Origin of the sequence: Sulfidibacter corallicola, from assembly GCF_017498545.1 — a bacterium.
In the GTDB taxonomy this organism is placed as follows: domain Bacteria; phylum Acidobacteriota; class Holophagae; order Acanthopleuribacterales; family Acanthopleuribacteraceae; genus Sulfidibacter; species Sulfidibacter corallicola.
On the sequence record NZ_CP071793.1, the window covers coordinates 525,536 to 542,181 of the forward strand.

Below are 16,646 nucleotides of genomic sequence, written 5' to 3' on the forward strand. Positions count from 1 at the left end.
ACCTCACCGCGATGCTGCCGGCCGAACTCGGAATCGCGATCGCGGCGATACCGGGTTCGACCTGGGGTGTCGCCCGATCAGGCGGGTTGGGATTGGCCGAAACGACTCTCGGAATAATACTTGATGTAGCGGTCGCGGTGGGCCCTCAGATCGGCCACGAGGTTGGGAATGCGCTTTTTCCATTCCTCCGGGAACTGAACATTGTCGAGATCGAAGGCCAGCGGAGAGGAATAGGGCGCGTCCAGCGGCTCGTCGACCATGTCGAAGATGCCGTGATCGAAGGGCAGGCCACTGGCTGCCTCGGTCAGGAAAAACCGCTCGCGTTGGCCGTTCGCGGCTCGCTTCAATGCGCGGTGGTGGCAGTAGGGATTGTTGCCGCGTTTGCCGAAGAACACGTGGGCCGTCCAGTTGCACCCGCCGCGGCACAGGGAGGCGAACTCGCAGGATTTGCAATGGCCCCACAGGTGGTCGGTCCCCGCCTCGGTACCGGCCGCCTCGTTGATAGTGAGCTCTTCGGCCTTGAAGAAGATGTCGTGCAACGAGGTCTTGCGAATGTTGCCGCCGGTGTAGGCCTTGGTGGGCAGGGAAGGACAACCCTTGATGCTGCCGTCGGCTTCGATGCCGATGACGTCGATGCCGGCATTGCAGCCCGTGTAGAACATGTTCTCGCGGTCCTTGAATTTGACACCCCGCATGGCTCGCTCGTAGGGGCCGTAGTAGCCGATGTTGTTGCCTGGCTGAACCACCATGCCATCGTTGACACCCACCTTGGAAAGGAAGGCCAGTAGCGGGTACAGGTCCAGCAACTCGAAGGGTTGCATCAGGAGTTCCGCTTCCTCCACCGCGTTGCCCATCGGGACCGTGAGCTGGATCTGCCACATCTTCACGCCGGCATCGACCAGCTTCTGGTAGAGCATGGGCAGGATGGGGGCGCTGCGGCGGTTGATCTGGGTGTTGGTCCCGATCGGAATTCCGGCTTTGCGCATGTTTTCGATCGTTTGGAAGCACTGGCGCCAGGAACCCTTGCGACCGCGCAGCTTGTCGTGCACGTCCTCCAGACCGTCGATGGATACCGAGACGGTGCGGATGCCCGCTTCCTTCATGCGTTCGGCGGTGCGTTCCGAGATGCCGAAGCCGCCAGTGGTCATGGTGGCCCGCATGCCGACCCGCGTGATCTCGCGGGCGAGGTCCAGCCAGTCTTTGCGGAGAAACGCTTCGCCACCGATGAGGCTGACCTCCTTGATGCCCAATTCGGCCATCTGGTGAATGAGGTCGAAGGCTTCCTCGGTGGAAAGCTCGTCGACTCGGCTGTCTCCGGCGCGTGAACCGCAGTGGGCGCAGGCCAGGTTGCACTTGAGCGTGATTTCCCAGACGGCGTAGGTGGTGCGGACATAGCTGTCCGCCTGGCCGGATTCGGCGGCATGTAGGTCTTGGGCGACGGGATCGGTAAAGCTCATGGTGGCTCCTTCTCAATGCTGGAAAGGGTGGGGGAAGCGGGTGCTGAAAAGCGGCGCGGGTTTGGGAAAAATGCGAGTGTGGAAATTTCCATAGATGATATATGAGTCGAAATGATGTGAATGGTCAAATTAACCCGCGCCAAAACATGTTCCAAGAATACTCGGCGAAAGTCAAGGTGTCGACTTGGAACTGAATTCATGAATGTAATTGCGGGCATATTTTCAATATTTAGAGCTTAGTAGAAGCACATTTCGAGCCTTTGGCGTTGACGAAAAGCTGAAAGTCTCCCTAAGATGGATGTGTATTTTCGTGAAAAAGCGTTGAATCGGAGACTCTTCAACGAAAAGAAGCGAAATGCGAATATTGTTTTGGAGGTTAAAATGAAAAAGTACGCCGTTGTCAAAGAAATGATTAAAGCTAAAGAGCTGCTGGCAGAGATCGAAGGGACCGGTAAAAAGGTCAAAACGGGTGTCAAAGCCGGTGTTGGCTGCGATCCCTTGAAATGTGCTCAGCCGCTCTACGGCGTCCCCACTTCCGACATCTAATCGCTCCGGGGTCTGGCCCCGAGCGGAAAGGGCGACCTTTTTGGTCGCCCTTTTTTGTTATTCCGGTCATGGCCGCAAGACTGATGAATGGGTGGCTGCTGGGGCAGGAGTTCGTATCGAGGCGGGAATGCCGGCCGAACGAATGATCAACCGTACGAAGACCAAAAGTGAGCCCCGTCGGCCATTTCATCTGATCCTGAATGATGGGTGCCGGCCTGCGAAACGGACCGGGTGTTACCGGGATCGGTGGGGCTCTCGGCCGGTCCTGTGGGTGCCTCTCTCCGGTCGATTCATCGGTAAGTTAGGTAGGACCGAGTCCTGGAAATCGGCCGCGACGACCGTCCAAAGGGCACGGTGCCGCCTAGGCGCCATCTCCATGGCCCGCTTCATGGATTCTCGGGTGTTTTAGGGTCGTTTCGGATGATCCGCGTCGTATGGGTTGCCCGGCATGACATTCGACGGTCGGGCCGTCGGCCCGATCCGTCGGGTGGAACTCAGCGCTTGAAGATCGGGTGACGCTGCTCCATCAGGGCGGTCAGGCCCTCGCCCAGAAAATCCGGGCCCGTGAAGTTGGCGAACTCGCCCAGGTCGTCGGCGAATTGGGCGGTCAGTTCGCGCAGGTGACTGCGCATGCCCGCCTTGGTCGAGCGAAGCACCGCCGGGCTGAGACGCGCCAGCCGCGCCACCTGGTTTTTGACCAGCTCCTCCAGGGCTTCGGTGCCCTCGGCGGTGGCGTCCACCAGACCCGTTTCTCGGGCGGTATGGGCGTCCATGTTCTTGCCCAAAAGCACCACTTCCCGCAGCATGGCCGGTAGGCAGAAGTGGGCGATGATGCGCGCCACCGGCTGCGGAATCGGCAGGCCTACCTTGGGCTCGGAGAAACAGAGGCGGCCGTGTTCGGCTTCCATCAGCCGGAAATCGGCGGTAAGGGCCAGGATGGCACCACCCGCCATGGCGGGTCCGTTCACCACGGCGATGTGGGGTTTGCCGAGCGAAAACAGGCCGTGCAGCATGCGACCCACCGCGCGAAAGATGTCGACGCGGGCCTCGGGGCTCATGGCGAGGACGTACTGCGGGTTGAGGCCGTTGGAAAACATGTTGGGCACCGCGGATCGCGTGACGATCACCCGGGATTCGGGATGTGCGTCCGCCTCGCGGTGGAGATCGACCAACAGGTCCATGGTCTCGATTTCCAGCAGGTTCATGGGGGGCGTGTTGAGGGTGACGATCGAGACGGGACCCTCGTGAATCAATTCGATGGACATGGTTCACTCCTCGAGTGGTGGCCGGTGCCGACGGAAGGTCCCTGTCCGGCCCGGCTCGGGATAGAATCTATGAAAGCGGAAATCGGCCGGGGCCTCAGCGGAGGGCGCTCGGCCGGAACACCATCAGGCCCGTCTGGGTTTTGTGCTTGGCCAGGTAGTCGTGCAGCGGCTGCTCGGTGATCTCGACCTTTTGGTTGCGGGAACTGGCGTGCAGCATGTGGATGCGGCCCTGCCGACGCACCGCGAGGCCGACGTGGACCACGTCGAGACCCTTGATGGAGGTTGTGATCGCCACGATATCGCCGTCCTGGATCAGGTTCTCCTTGTCGCGCACCTTGGCCTTGGGGATGTAGAAGCGCTTGCGTTGGTTGATGGCGCGCTCCACTTCCTGCATCGTCTTCCAGTCCGCCTCGCTTTTGGCCAAGGCGGGGTAACTGGGGCGGTGTTTGGTCATGAAATCGATGGTTTTGGGGTAGGGTTCGCCGCCGATTTGACGGGTGATGTCCACCACGACGCCTTTCTGGTGGTTGTCGTGGGCCCAATCGCTGGTGTAGTGCAGGCGCGAGGGGTAACCATCGATGGTGCCGTCGCGATAGCGGATCGTGCGCAATTCGCCGCGGTACCGTTCGAAATCGGCTCTGGGGATTTTCAGGGTCCTGGCCAGGGCCAACACGCTCTCGGCGAAGGTGAAGCAGTCGTAGCGATCGAAGCGGACCACCAGATCTTCCCCGGTTTCGCTTTCCAGAGTATAGCCTTCGTAGGGGATGCCCAGAAAGGTTTCCCCGATCACCACCATCAACTCGCCGATCGGTTCCTCGGCTTTGGGGACGATCTGGCGCTGAGCATCTTCGAAAAGCTCCTTCTGGGCCGATTGTGTCCAAGCCGGAAGGATGGCGAAGATCGCGACGACGAGCCAGCGGATGGTTCGCGGAGTGGCGCTTGGTTTCATCATGGAACCTCTTGCGAAACAGGATGTTGAGATCCGGGGTCGGGTGGCGGTAAAAGAGTGGCGAATCCATCATAACAACAGATCGGCGACCGCGCCAGCCCGCGGCATTGCGGGAGGCCCGGGTCACCCGCAACCTTGCCCCGGATCGTCAACTTTTTGTCAAGATCTTTGAGGTGATTTCCGATAGTCACGGTAAAGCGTGTGACCCACAACACGGAATTCCTGCTCGAACCAGTCGCCGCAATTACGAGGTCCAGCGATGGAAATGAATGTCACTCGGTCGAATCCCGTGGCGCTCGGGGGGAACCCGCCCGATTCGATGATCGTCCAGCCCGACGAAGAACGTTCCCGAGGCGAGCCGCGTGATACTGGGGACCAGTCAAATCCGGGTGTGAATGGATCCAGCTCCGATGAAGAGGATCTGGCGGGGAAAAAGGATGACGATGTGGCGGCCGACTTGGTGAAAATCGGTGAAAAGGGCTTCAACAATCGCATATTGATCTGCGATGACAACCGCGACATTCATGCCGACTTCCTCAAGATCCTGAACAGCGGTGCCAAGTCCAGCGCGGATCTGGTATTGGAGGATTTCGAGGAAGCGTTGTTCGATGGCGACCCGGAATTCAGTTCCAGCAAGAAAATACCCGCAATCGAGTACCAGGTCGATTCCGCGTACCAGGGCAAGCAGGCGCTGCAAATGGTGGATCAGGCCGACAGCGATGGCAACCCCTACGCGGTCGTGTTCATGGATGTGCGCATGCCCCCGGGTTGGGACGGCATCCGTACGGTCGATCAAATCTGGCGCAAGCATCCCTTTACCGAGGTGGTCATCGTCACCGCCTATTCGGACTACACCTGGGACGAAATGGTCGAAGCCCTGGGTGTCAACGATAAGTTACTGTTCATCAAAAAACCCTTTGACTCGGTCGGAGTCAAGCAACTGGCACTGAATCTGACGACCAAATGGAATTTGGCACATCGAGCCCGACAACACGTCGTCAGGTTGGAAAAGGAAGTACGTCGCAGAGTTGAGGCGATTGGGAAAACTTTGCGTGGGATGTAAGTGTGTCGGGGTTCGAAAGTAGATGCGACCCGGCTCAAGTTCCCGGTAAAAAGTATGTATCTCAATTGATTCACGAGTTGCGATTCTGTTAAAAATAACTATGTCCCGCTTTTACGATGTCGTCGTCCGGGCGGGGTCAGGGGAGACCGGGTGGTCTCGGCAGTGGAGCGCGGGCTCCATTCATTTTCACGGGGGATGAATCGACATGGTATCCGATGACAGGGAACCCATCCCTTCCGATCATGACCAGACTTTGAGTCCGAAGGCGGGGAAGGAGCTTCTTTCTCACGGAAAGAAGCGGACAGTCGATGAGTCTGAGCGTCTCTATCAGTTGTCTTTGACACCTATCAACGTGCTCGAACGGATTCAAAATGACATCATTGTGCTGCTGGGGATACATAAAGGGATTAACGGTGATTTTACCGATCTCGAAAAAAAGGTGATCTCCAGCATTGAAAAAGTCGTCCGAAAGGGTGAATGCCCTTCGCTTCTCGTTGAAGATCGCGCCATCTTTCGCGTCTTGTTGTGCCTCCAAACTTATTTTGAAGAAGAAAAAGTGACCATCATGCTCGAGGAGCAGGGTGGTGGCTACAAAAACGTCACCTACGCGGTGTTTCCCACGCTCTACAAGCTGGCGACCGAGGCCAAGAAGGCCAGCGAGAACATCAAGGAAGTGCGCGGCAAGCTCAGCGGCACCGTCGATTCCAGCAAGCGCGACGCCCTTCGCAAGAAATTGGATCGCAAACGCGAGCATAAAGAGCACTGCGGCCTGCTCTACCAGAAAATCGTGTTCACCCACGCTTCCAACTTGAAGCGAATCAAGAATCCGCGCACCATCACGCTCCATGGCCAACACGTCAGCCTCAACGAGCTTCTCGAATTCTTCCAAAACGGTGGACCGGCCATGCTCCGCAAGGTCAAGGAAGCGCTGAAACAGAGTTGATGGCTCGCCAGCCAGGAGAGCCGTCGTGACCCGTCGGCAAGGAAGGTCCGGCGAGCCCGTAGGATGAACCGTTCGAAGCGATCCGTGCGCTCGAATCCGCGAGGTCGAGCAGCGAACCGCATTTGGCATGGATTCGATCATCCGCGGTCCGGAATCCGTTCAGGTCCGGCACTTCGGCATGACCGACGGGCGGGACCGGCGGACGATTGGTTCGAAGCGATCCGGACGTGGCGGCCCCCGCCCCCGTCCAGGACCGGGGACTCTCCGCGACCGGGCCAAGGATTCGATGCTTCAGGGTTCTTCGGCGGGTGGGACGTGCAGCTCGTGTCGTTCCTCTTTTTCGCGAAAGACCCCGAAACAACTCGTGTAGCCGTGAATGTAGGTCCTACCCTGAACCGGCCCGATTTCTCCATTGCAGAAGAATCCGCCCAGCGGCACTTCGCCGAGCTCCTCGTGAAACAGGTTGCTGTCGTGATCGGGTACCCCGAAAAAGGCTTGGCCTCGGCCCAGGCAACTGAACAGCAGCGCGCCGCGTGGTGGAAACCTGGCGGCCACTTCGCGGTAACGCGTCAGTTGGCTCGTCAAATCCTGGATGGATGCGTTCCGGTCGCGCAGGTGGAACTGAATCACGCGCGTTTTCGATACATCGGCACCGACCTGGAGATAGCCGTTGGTCAAGTCCATGCCCAGCAAGTTGCGAATCAGGTAATCGCCGCGGTTGTAGACGCGTTCTTCGGGCTGCATTTCGATACCCAGGAACAGGGAGTGACGAAAGATCTCCCGTTCTTCGCTGTTCAGCGATCGATAGAGTTCCTCGAGAACCAATTTCGGCGAGTGGCCGTTGATCTCCACGATGATGTTGCCGTGGCTCGAGGTCAGGTATTGCGGTAAGCCGATGGGGCGGCAGCCTTGGGCCACGATGGTGTCCATCGCGATGGGGCCCTCCAGCGCGGCGCCTACCATACCGCCGTGGTACATGTGCCCTCCGGCGTAGAGCACGTGGTCGCCCGGGCTTTCGCCGCCGCTCACCAGGCCGCCGATCTTCTGGCTGAAGGGATAGGCCTGATCGAACAGGGCCAGGGACGATTCGGTGGGGAAGGTGAAGGGGTCGGAAAGGAGAATGAAGGCCGGGCCGTCTTCCGGTGCCATGCCCACCGCTTCGGTCAATCCGTTGAGCGTCAGGGGCTTTTTGATCGAGGCATCCAAGTGGAAGGTGTTGACGCGCGTGTGGGGGAGCAGGGCCGCCGTCAGCGAGAAGGCGACCTGGTGTTCCCGTTCGCGTCCGCCGCCGATCAGGCCACTGCCGCAGCAGCCCAGGATTTGGGCGGGTTGGAGTTCCTGAACCAGCAGTCGGGGAACGCAATCGAACAATGCGCTGTGGTGCGGCGACACGAAGACCAACAGCAGGTCGGGTGCCTGGCCCTCCAAATCGGCCCGGATTTTTTGGATGCATTGCTGCAGAGCCTCTTCCAAATCATCTTCGACCGCCAGCGCGGAACTCCATTTCATAGACGCCTCTAAAAAGTGTGGAGATGTGTTCTTCCTCTAGCGATCAAACCACAATGGCTTCCTCTTTTCCAGGGGGCGCGAGTTATTCTCTGGTGTTGGCAAGGGTTCGCGAGTATTTCGAATCGTGCCGGGTACACCGGGTTCGGTGTGTTCGAGGTTAATCCTTTTCCCGTTCGTGACGATGGTTGCCTGGAAGGAGTGTCCTGATGAAAACTGACGGGTTTGCGGACTTGGAACCGCCCATTTCGCCTTTTCGCGACAAGGTCGCCCTGGTGACCGGTGCCGCATCGGGCATCGGTGCCGCCACCGCGCGTGCTTTCGCTGCGCGCGGGGCCGCCGTTGCGCTGTGTGACCTGGATTGCAGCGGTGGTTCGGAAATGGCGCGTTCCATCGAGGAGGCTGGCGGCACGGCCGAATTCATCGAAATGGATGTGGCGAACGAGGCGTCCGTGGCCCGGGCGTTCGGGATCCTGACCGACCGGTTCGGCGGTCTGGATTACGCATTCAACAATGCCGGAATCTGTGGCTCGCCGACGCTTTTTCTGGAAACCGAGGCCGCACTTTTCCAGCGCATCTTCGAGATCAACGTGGGCGGTGTCTGGCGATGTATGAAGCACGAAGCGGTCCTGATGGAAACGGGCGGTGGCGCCATCGTCAATGCCGCATCGGTCAGCGGGTTGAAGGGATTCGACCGCTTCTCCTCCTACAGTGCCAGCAAACACGCCGTCGTCGGTTTGACCCGCAGTGTCGCCATCGAACTGGCGGGTAGGGGCATACGTGTCAATGCGGTGTGTCCCGGCGTGATCGATACGCCGATGGTTGCCGGAGCCGGTGACGAGGTGCTTCAGCGGGCCCTGGCGAAGGTTCCCATGAGGCGGATGGGCACGCCTCGGGAAGTCGCCGCGGCAGTCTTGCACCTATGCCATCCCGACTCGGGGTTTACGACCGGCCAGGTCCTGGTGATGGACGGTGGCGGCATGGCGTAGTGCCCATTCGGAGAATGCGCACGGAACCGGTGATCCGCGTGACAACCCTGAATCGCTTCCAGACGAGATCCCGGCTGTCGGCCTTCAATTGGCGGCCGGATCGGCCTTCCCTACCAATCTCGACTCCATGCACACCCGGTTGCGCCCTTCCGCCTTGGCTTGGTACAGCGCCTTGTCGGCCCGTTCGAGGGTGTCCTCCATATCCTCGCCGGGCAGGTAGGTGGCGATGCCCACGGAGAAGGTCGCCTTGAGGACGCCTCGTCCGCCGCCTTCGAAGTGAATTTTCGAAAATGCGCGTTGTAACCGTTCCAAGCTGGCCTTGCTGGCCTTGAGTTCGGTATCGGATTGAATCACGACGAACTCCTCGCCGCCATAACGCGCGATGAGATCGTAGCCGCGTAACTCCGACAGGGCCAGGCTGCCGAATGTCTGCAGCACGCGATCGCCCATGGCGTGGCCGTACTGGTCGTTCACGCGTTTGAAATGATCGAGATCGATCATGGCCAGGCACAGGGTTTTTCCTTTGCGGTCGGCCCATTGGCGGAGTTCGGTCACGCGCTCCATGAACTTGCGCCGGTTGACCAGTCCGGTCAATTCGTCTCTTTCGGCCATTTCCTCGAGCCTGGCAAGAAGCTGCCGGTTCTCCAAGTTCTTGCGGCGAAGGTGTTTGCGAATGGTGCTGACGTGACCTGCAAAAAAAGCCAGCCACATCAGGCTGACGCCGAACACCGTCAGGTTGAGCATCTCCAGGCGAATGTCCAGTTGTTCCGGATTTCGGCGGTGGATCAGGAAGAGGAGCCCGAGGTAGCTGATGATGCCGAAGGTGGCGATGAGGTAGCACTGGCGATAAGTCAATCGCAGGAGTGTGAAAAAGAACGGGAACAGGAAGAGGAACAACATAATCGCCCGGCTCTCGCGGGTCATGTACATCAGCACGGGGCCATTGATGACCAACGCTGTCACGATGACGGGAATGGTGAGGCTCGGTTCCTTGAACTTCAGGTTCCAATTGGCGAGGATCAAAGAAACGAAGAGGCCTTGGGCCGCGCAATGGAGAATGACCATGGCCAACGCGACGCGCACCGGCAGGTAAAGAAATCCCATCTGGTAGGCCAGAAACCAGATGAAAAGCGCCACCAAATAGGCGTAGAAGCCATAGCGCATGTTGGTCAAACGGGTGCGCTGTTTGGCCTGGGTAATTGCCCACTCCGCGGTGGTCTGGTTCTGGTCGAAAGGATCCATGACGCTGCCTCGCGCAGGAGAAATGCGACCGGTGGAACCGGTGGCGAAGGCGATGCGATAAGCTCGAACGTTCTGTGAAAAATATTACGAGTGTTATTTTTGATTTTATCAGAAAAGTTAGAGTGGATGCTAGATCGGGTCCGTCCAGAAACGGAATCATTGCAACTTCCCGAGCGGCTCTGCTGGTCGGGCACTGCATCGGGTCCCGAGTGTGAGGTCCCGGCAACGTTCTCGAGTTACAGGTGATGGGCCGAAGCTCGATTCCTGACGGCCGAGGCCGCGTTGCCAGGGATCACGGGGCCGGTTCGGAACACATCTCTCCAAAAAGCCCTGTTTCTGAATGAATCCTAGAGCGAGGCGGGAGGCGTGGCCGTGATGGCCGCCTCCTCGGACGGTTCCGCCGCCCGCTCCGGTCCCAGCGGTTGCAGGAGCAGCAGCAGTTTGGGCAGGAGGGTCATCGAGGCGAGTAGCGCGACCAGCATGGCGAAGCTGGTGAACAGCCCGAAGTAGATGGTGGGAATGAATTGGGACAGGCACAGAATGGAGAAACCGGCGATGATGGTCAGCGAGGTGAAATACATGGCGCGGCCCACCCCGGCGTGACACGTTCGCATGGTCGCGATGTAATTGCGGTTTTTCTCGAACTCTCTTTTGAAGCGATGAATGTAGTGAATCGTGTGGTCGACCGCGATCCCGATCGTGATGGCGGCGATAGTGATGGTCATCAAATCGAGGGGAATGTCCAGCCATCCCATGGTGCCCAGGACCAGCAGAACGGGAAAGAGGTTGGGAACGATCCCGATCAGCGCCAGCTTCAGCGAGCGGAACAATATCGTGAACATGATCAGGATCGCGAAGAACACCGACCCGATCGTGGTGATTTGCGAGCGGAACAAGCTCTGCAGCATGTTGTTGTAGAGGACGTACATGCCGGTCAGTCGATACTGGTCGGGGCCCAGCCCCGCCTCTTCACGCATGAAGTGATGGATCTTGTCCACGAGCGCTTGGCGCTCGAGATTGGGATCGCTTTCCACGATGCGGGCGACGAGGCGCAAGCGGGAAAAATCGTCGCTGACGAAAGGATCCATGACCGCCGCCTTGAAGCGCTCGGGTAGGAGCCGGCGCACCATGGCGAAAATGATTCGATTCATGGGGGCGCCGTGGACCTCTTCGGCGACGCGGATGGCGGAATCGAGCGACAGCACCTTGCCCGTTTCGGGCAGGTCGTCCAGGAACTGGTGGATGCGGCGCAACTTGGCGAGGTTCTGGGGGCTGGCCCAGTAATTGGCGCCCTCGCCCTCGACGATGATCTCGAGCGGCACCGTGCCTCCGAGCTGCTGGTCGATGATGCGCATGCCGCGATGAATCTCGGTGGATTCCTTGAAATAATCGATGAACCGGTTGTCGACGCTCAGCCGGTTGAGGCCCAGAACGGAGACCACGAGCAGGACCGCGGCGACGATCAGCAGGGCATTGCCGCGGCGCTCCGTCACATCGGCCAGGAATCCGGTCAGAGAGCCGCGTTCGGCGCCGAAAGGCCGAATCGTGCCGCGCGACAGGAGTTTCAGGATCGGCGGGAATACCGCGAAAACCATCAGGTAGGCGACCATGATGCCGACGGCCATCATCAATCCGAAATCGATGACTGGTTTGATGCCGCTCACCACCAACGACCCGAAGCCGACCATCGTCGTCAGGGCGCAGTAGAAGCACGGCAGGCCCACACCGGCTGCGGTTCGGGCCACCAACTGGCTCTGATCCAAATCGGGCTCGGCCTCGCGCAATTCGTGGTAGCGAACCGCCACGTGGATCGCCATCGACATGGTGATGATCAGCAGGAGCGAGGTGAAATTCGACGAAATGACGGTCGCCCGCCAGTCGACGAAGCCCAGGAACCCGATCATGATCAAAACCGTGCCGGCGCAGGCGATCAGCGGCACCACCACGAAGCGGGGGCGGCGAAAGATGACGCTCAGGCTCAATACGAGGAACAAAAAGACCCCGATGCCGAAGACCGCGATGTCGCGTCGCACGAAATCGATCATGTCGGCCACGATCATCGGAACGCCGCCGAGGTGGATTTCGGCGTCGCCGCGGTAGCGATCCAGAATGCCGCGAACTTGATCCACGGTCGCCTCTTGCCGCTCGGTTTGCCGGATGGAGGCCTTGCGATAGGAATGATCCACCTGGGCCAATTCGCGCCGTTCGGTTTCGGAAAGGGTGCCTTCGAACTTTCTCGCGCGAAGATCGTTGCGGCGCAGATTCAGTGTCTCGAAATGGGCATCGGGTTTCAGGGTGACCTGAAGGGCGGTGGTGGTGCCGTCGGTACTGATTAGCTGTTTCTCGTAAAAGGGGCTCTCGGTCAGTTCGATTTTGGCCAGGTCGCGATCCACACGGGCGTCTTCCAAAACGGGCAGGCCTTGGATCAGCGCGGCAATGGACAGCTTGGGGCTCAGCAGCAGGGGGACGTCCAGGATGGATTGGACTTCGTCGACGGGCTCCAGTCCCTTCAGGTCGGTCACCATGGCGCGCAGCCGACCCAATACTTCGTCGGAGAACAGGTCGCCTTCGGGTTTGTAGGTGATGATCAAAAAGCTGTCTTCACCGAATTGCTTGCGAATCGTCTGGTAGTAGCGGAGGTCGGCATCGTCGTCGAGAATCAGCGAATCGCTGGACGCCTCCAGTTGGAACCGGGGCGTGAAGAGCCCGAAAAACAAGGCGACGAGAACCACGGTCGCCAAGACGGTATAGGGACGGGCCAGGATCGAAGCATCGTACATTCGCGACTTGGATGTCGTCATACACACCTACTCATCGAATTTTGGAGCCGGAAAGGCCAAGAGCCCGTCGTGCCGAGGGATGGCCCTATTAAATCAGGTTCGGCGAGGATGCGAAAATCCCAAATCGCCTCGGGCCATCTGGCTGAAACGGGAGTGGTTCCCCCTTGCGACTTGCCCTGCTAACGGGACGACCCGCGATCCGGTTTAACCGCCGCTCCTGCGGAAACGGGCCTTTTTCGAAAACGAAACGCGATGGACGCGCGGCGGCTCTTACCCCGAAAACCTCGGCCTTTGTCTGTCGAAGAGCGGTCAACCGGCTGGAAACACCGCGATTCGGGAGAGGCGGCGGTAAGGGAAGATAGTCCGCCGCCTGCGCCATCCCGAAACCAAAAAAACCGGGGCCGGCGAAGTGCCGGCCCCGGTCCTGTGTTCCGATGATCCGGGAAGGAGGCTCAGGGGCAGTTCCCTTCCTCGGTGGTATTGATGTAAAAGAAGTCCAAGACGTTGAGGGCGTTGTCGCCGTTGGCGTCGTAGTCATCCGAGGGCAGGCCGTCGCCCCAGAGGCTGGCGTAGGTATAAATGTCGCCCATGTCGTTGCAGCCGTTGCCGTTGAGGTCCTCGACCACGGTGCTTTGCGGCACCAGCACGGTGACTTCGGTGAAGTACCAGGTATCCGCCGCACCGCTGTAGACGTTGAGGCGAATCCGGCTGGTGCCGTCCAGTTTGGGATCGAGCTCGAGGTCCTTCTGGTCGACGGCCAGCAACTGGTCGGTGGTCATGTTGCGCCAGGCGATGCGGTGGCCCGCGTCGAGACAGGCGACCCCGCGCAGGAGCAGGGGACGAAGCCCTTGAATCAGGTCTTGGTTGAGAATGGCCGGTTGGCTGCAGGCGGCTACGTACACGGTGCATACCGCCGGGGTTTGGTCGGCGAGGCCGCGGCTGTCGGTAACGGTGAACCTGACCTGGAATTCACCGGGCTGGTCGAACTGAACCCAGCCCGGATTCTGCTGGCTGCTGGCCGGTGCGCCACCGTCGAAGTTCCAGGCATAGGTGAGGGGCGTGTGGTTGTCGAAATCGACGCCGCTGCCCTCGAAATACACGCTGTCGCCGGCCGCGATGGTGACGTAATCCGTGGGCGTCTCGATCGTGCCGACGGGCTCGCTGTTTTCCTCGCCTGGCAGGACCCGCACGTTGACGGTGGCCGGGGTGGGATCGGCCAGCCCCTCGTCGTCGGTGACCGTGAAGGTCACGTCGTAATCGCCGGGGGTATCGAAGACCACATTGCCCGGCTCGCGAACCGTGCGGTTGGTGGCGCCACCGTCGAAGTTCCAGAGATAGGTGAAGTTTTGCGGCCCGTCGGGGTCGCTGGCCGAACCGTTGAAATAGACCGACTGTCCCGCTTCGATGATCGCACCGCTGGATGGCGAGACAATGGTGCCGTTGGGCGCCTGATTGGGAGATCGAACCGTGACGATCACGCTATCCGGCGAGGGGTCGGCGAGGCCGAGGCTGTCGGTGACGGTGAAGGTCACGGTGTATACGCCGGGGTTGTCGAAGAAGACCTGACCGGGATCTTCGACCGTGCTGTTGGTGGCGCCGCCGTCGAAGTTCCAGAGGTAGGTGAGCGGTGTGTGCCCGTCGGGGTCGCTGGCCGAGCCGGTGAAGGTCAGCGATTGACCGGGGTCGATCGTCCAGTTCTGGTTCGGCGTCACGATGGTGCCGTTGGGGGCCTGGTTGGCCGCGGCTTGCACCGTGATGGTGACGGAATCCGGGGTGGGATCGGCGAGGCCGAGACTGTCGGTGACGGTGAAGGAAACGGTGAAGGTGCCCGGGGAATCGAACGTGACGCTGCCGGGATCTTCCACGGTGCGATTGGATGCGCCGCCGTCGAAGTTCCAGAGGTAGGTGAGCGGGGTGTTGCCGTCGGGATCGCTGGCGGAGGCGGAAAAGGAAACGGACTGGCCGGCGGTGATGGTGCGGTTGCCGCTGGGTGCGTCGATGGTGCCGTTGGGTGCCTGGTTGGCGGGCGCCTGAACGGTGATGGTGACGGTGTCCGGGGTGGGATCGGCGAGGCCGAGGCTGTCGGTGACGGTAAAGGAAACCGTGAAGGTACCCGGGGAATCGAACGTGACGCTGCCGGGATCCTCCACGGTGCGATTGGATGCACCGCCGTCGAAGTTCCAGAGATAGGTGAGCGGGGTGTTGCCGTCGGGATCGCTGGCGGAGGCGGAAAAGGAAACGGACTGGCCGGCGGTGATGGTGCGGTTGCCGCTGGGTGCGTCGATGGTGCCGTTGGGTGCCTGGTTGGCGGGTGCCTGAACGGTGATGGTGACGGTGTCCGGTGAAGGATCGGCGAGGCCGAGGCTGTCGGTGACGGTAAAGGAAACGGTGAAGGTGCCCGGGGTGTTGAAGGTGACACTGCCGGGATCCTCGACCGTGCTGTTGGTGGCGCCGCCGTCGAAGTTCCAGAGGAAGGTGAGTGGGGTGTTGCCGTCGGGATCGCTGGCGGAGCCGGAAAAGGAAACGGACTGGCCGGCGGTGATGGTGCGATTGCCGCTGGGCGCGGCGATGGTGCCGTTGGGCGCTTGGTTACCGCCGCCGTCGCACAGAAATCCGGAGCGCGGGTAATTGCGAACCACGTCCCAGGCGATTTCCTGCATGATGGCCGCCTGAGCCGCCGTGGGTGCGTCGTAGCTGCCGCCCCACTGGTTGGTGGTCTGGTAGCGTAAGCCCTGCGGCGATTGGCGATAGATGGTGGCGAACATGACGCAGGCCACGAAGTAATTGCCCATATCGTTGAGATGGATGTCGTCCACGAACAATTGGGCCCGGTTGTTCAGCCCGGGAACCTGACCGGACTCGACGCGCAGCACCAATTGGCGCAGAGCTTGACCGGCAGGAATCAGGAACATGGCGTGTTCGCCGCGGGTGGCGTTGACGTCGTCGATGATGCCTTCCCAAAGGGCCAGGTCGGTGGTGATGCGATCCAACCAGTTGGCTTCGTCGCGGCTGTGCCAGGTCTCGTAAATGTAGGATCGGGTGCCGGCGTTGTATTGCCGCGCCAGGTCGGTGAACAGGCCCGCGTACACCGGAGTCTCGTTCCACGTGATGTTGGTTTCCAGCGGAATGCCTTCCGTCATGACCAACACGTCCCATTCACCGGAAGGCAGAATGTCGCCCGCGAAATGGACCGGCGGATACGGAAAGGTCCAATCCGCTTCGTGGCGGTAGGTCCAGTTGTATTTCAGGGGGGCGCCGTTGTTCACCTGGGTGGCGTGCTTTTCCGCGACGCCGGCATCGGCCGCGATCTGGCCGAACATCTGCGGCATGTCGTGGTTGATCAGGCTGTGCCCGATGAACAGGGGGGACGCATCGTTGATCGGGGTCGGGTTGTTGCAGTGGCTCTGGGCCGCGAGGCGGGGAGCCCCCAAAAAAACGAGCGAAAGGACCAGAAACGAATGGAAACCTGAGCGAAGGGAACCGAGAGTGAACCGAGAACTTTGAAGACCCATGCTTGCAGAATAGAATGCCCGCTGAGTAGGACCTGTCATTGAGCAGCCTCCGTTGGCCAACGAAAAGAACGTGTATGGACTTGAGAGTGTACTCGGATAGCTTGTGTTGGATTGAAAATCGCGGATCATGCCGCATCCGAGCCACAATATAGAAACAAAAGGGGAGCGAGGGAGAAACAATGCTCCTTATGTGACAAATGCCAAGTTCCAAAGATATGGGGCCTGCCAGGAACGGGTTTTGGCAAATCGGGCATCGGGTAGGGATCATGGCAACCAGCCCCGATAGATGAGAAAACGGGTGGCCTCATCGTGCGGCGAGGCACACCGACCCCTCGGCGCGGACCGTTTTATAGCCTGGCCGTTCCGCCGGCACAAGTCGGGTGAGTCATATCGA

11 protein-coding genes are annotated in these 16,646 nt (G+C 60.0%); 4 read left to right on the forward strand and 7 right to left on the reverse strand.

The window, feature by feature from the left end; genetic code table 11:
* Window positions 1-77: 77 nt before the first annotated feature.
* A complete protein-coding gene (locus tag J3U87_RS01670) occupies window positions 78-1,457 on the reverse strand; it encodes a radical SAM/SPASM domain-containing protein (protein WP_237381286.1) in 1,380 nt (459 codons plus the stop codon).
* 381 nt (window positions 1,458-1,838) lie between these two features.
* Between J3U87_RS01670 and J3U87_RS01675 the strand changes: the two genes are divergently transcribed.
* Window positions 1,839-2,003, forward strand: a complete 165-nt coding sequence (locus J3U87_RS01675) for a hypothetical protein (RefSeq protein WP_237381287.1) — start codon at window positions 1,839-1,841, stop codon at window positions 2,001-2,003.
* 494 nt (window positions 2,004-2,497) lie between these two features.
* On the opposite strand, the gene J3U87_RS01680 is transcribed toward J3U87_RS01675, so the two are convergent.
* A complete protein-coding gene (locus J3U87_RS01680; protein ID WP_237381288.1) occupies window positions 2,498-3,268 on the reverse strand; it encodes an enoyl-CoA hydratase/isomerase family protein in 771 nt (256 codons plus the stop codon).
* 94 nt (window positions 3,269-3,362) lie between these two features.
* Window positions 3,363-4,220 (reverse strand): N-acetylmuramoyl-L-alanine amidase-like domain-containing protein, encoded by an 858-nt coding sequence (locus tag J3U87_RS01685; protein WP_237381289.1) that lies wholly within the window; start codon window positions 4,218-4,220, stop codon window positions 3,363-3,365.
* A gap of 388 nt (window positions 4,221-4,608) precedes the next feature.
* Between J3U87_RS01685 and J3U87_RS01690 the strand changes: the two genes are divergently transcribed.
* Window positions 4,609-5,280, forward strand: a complete 672-nt coding sequence (locus tag J3U87_RS01690) for a response regulator (protein ID WP_237381290.1) — start codon at window positions 4,609-4,611, stop codon at window positions 5,278-5,280.
* A gap of 205 nt (window positions 5,281-5,485) precedes the next feature.
* Complete coding sequence (locus J3U87_RS01695) at window positions 5,486-6,223, forward strand: hypothetical protein (RefSeq protein ID WP_237381291.1); 738 nt, start codon at window positions 5,486-5,488, stop codon at window positions 6,221-6,223.
* Between the two features lie 291 nt (window positions 6,224-6,514).
* On the opposite strand, the gene J3U87_RS01700 is transcribed toward J3U87_RS01695, so the two are convergent.
* Entirely contained in the window at window positions 6,515-7,732 is a 1,218-nt protein-coding gene (locus tag J3U87_RS01700) for an FIST signal transduction protein (RefSeq protein ID WP_237381292.1), read from the reverse strand.
* 206 nt (window positions 7,733-7,938) lie between these two features.
* On the opposite strand from J3U87_RS01700, the gene J3U87_RS01705 reads away from it, so the two are divergent.
* A complete protein-coding gene (locus tag J3U87_RS01705) occupies window positions 7,939-8,718 on the forward strand; it encodes an SDR family oxidoreductase (RefSeq protein WP_237381293.1) in 780 nt (259 codons plus the stop codon).
* A gap of 84 nt (window positions 8,719-8,802) precedes the next feature.
* Here the strand turns inward: J3U87_RS01705 and J3U87_RS01710 are convergent, their stop codons facing one another.
* The 3 genes from J3U87_RS01710 to J3U87_RS01720 all read right to left on the reverse strand — a co-directional run bounded on the left by J3U87_RS01710 (window position 8,803) and on the right by J3U87_RS01720 (window position 16,171).
* The gene (locus J3U87_RS01710) at window positions 8,803-9,960 is read right to left on the reverse strand and encodes a GGDEF domain-containing protein (protein ID WP_237381294.1); all 1,158 of its coding nucleotides are present in this window, start codon (window positions 9,958-9,960) and stop codon (window positions 8,803-8,805) included.
* A 347-nt stretch (window positions 9,961-10,307) separates the two neighbouring features.
* On the reverse strand, window positions 10,308-12,761 hold the full coding sequence (locus tag J3U87_RS01715; protein WP_237381295.1) for an efflux RND transporter permease subunit: 2,454 nt from the start codon (window positions 12,759-12,761) through the stop codon (window positions 10,308-10,310).
* 431 nt (window positions 12,762-13,192) lie between these two features.
* Window positions 13,193-16,171, reverse strand: coding sequence for a PKD domain-containing protein (locus tag J3U87_RS01720; protein WP_237381296.1), 2,979 nt, complete (start codon window positions 16,169-16,171; stop codon window positions 13,193-13,195).
* Window positions 16,172-16,646 lie beyond the last annotated feature (475 nt).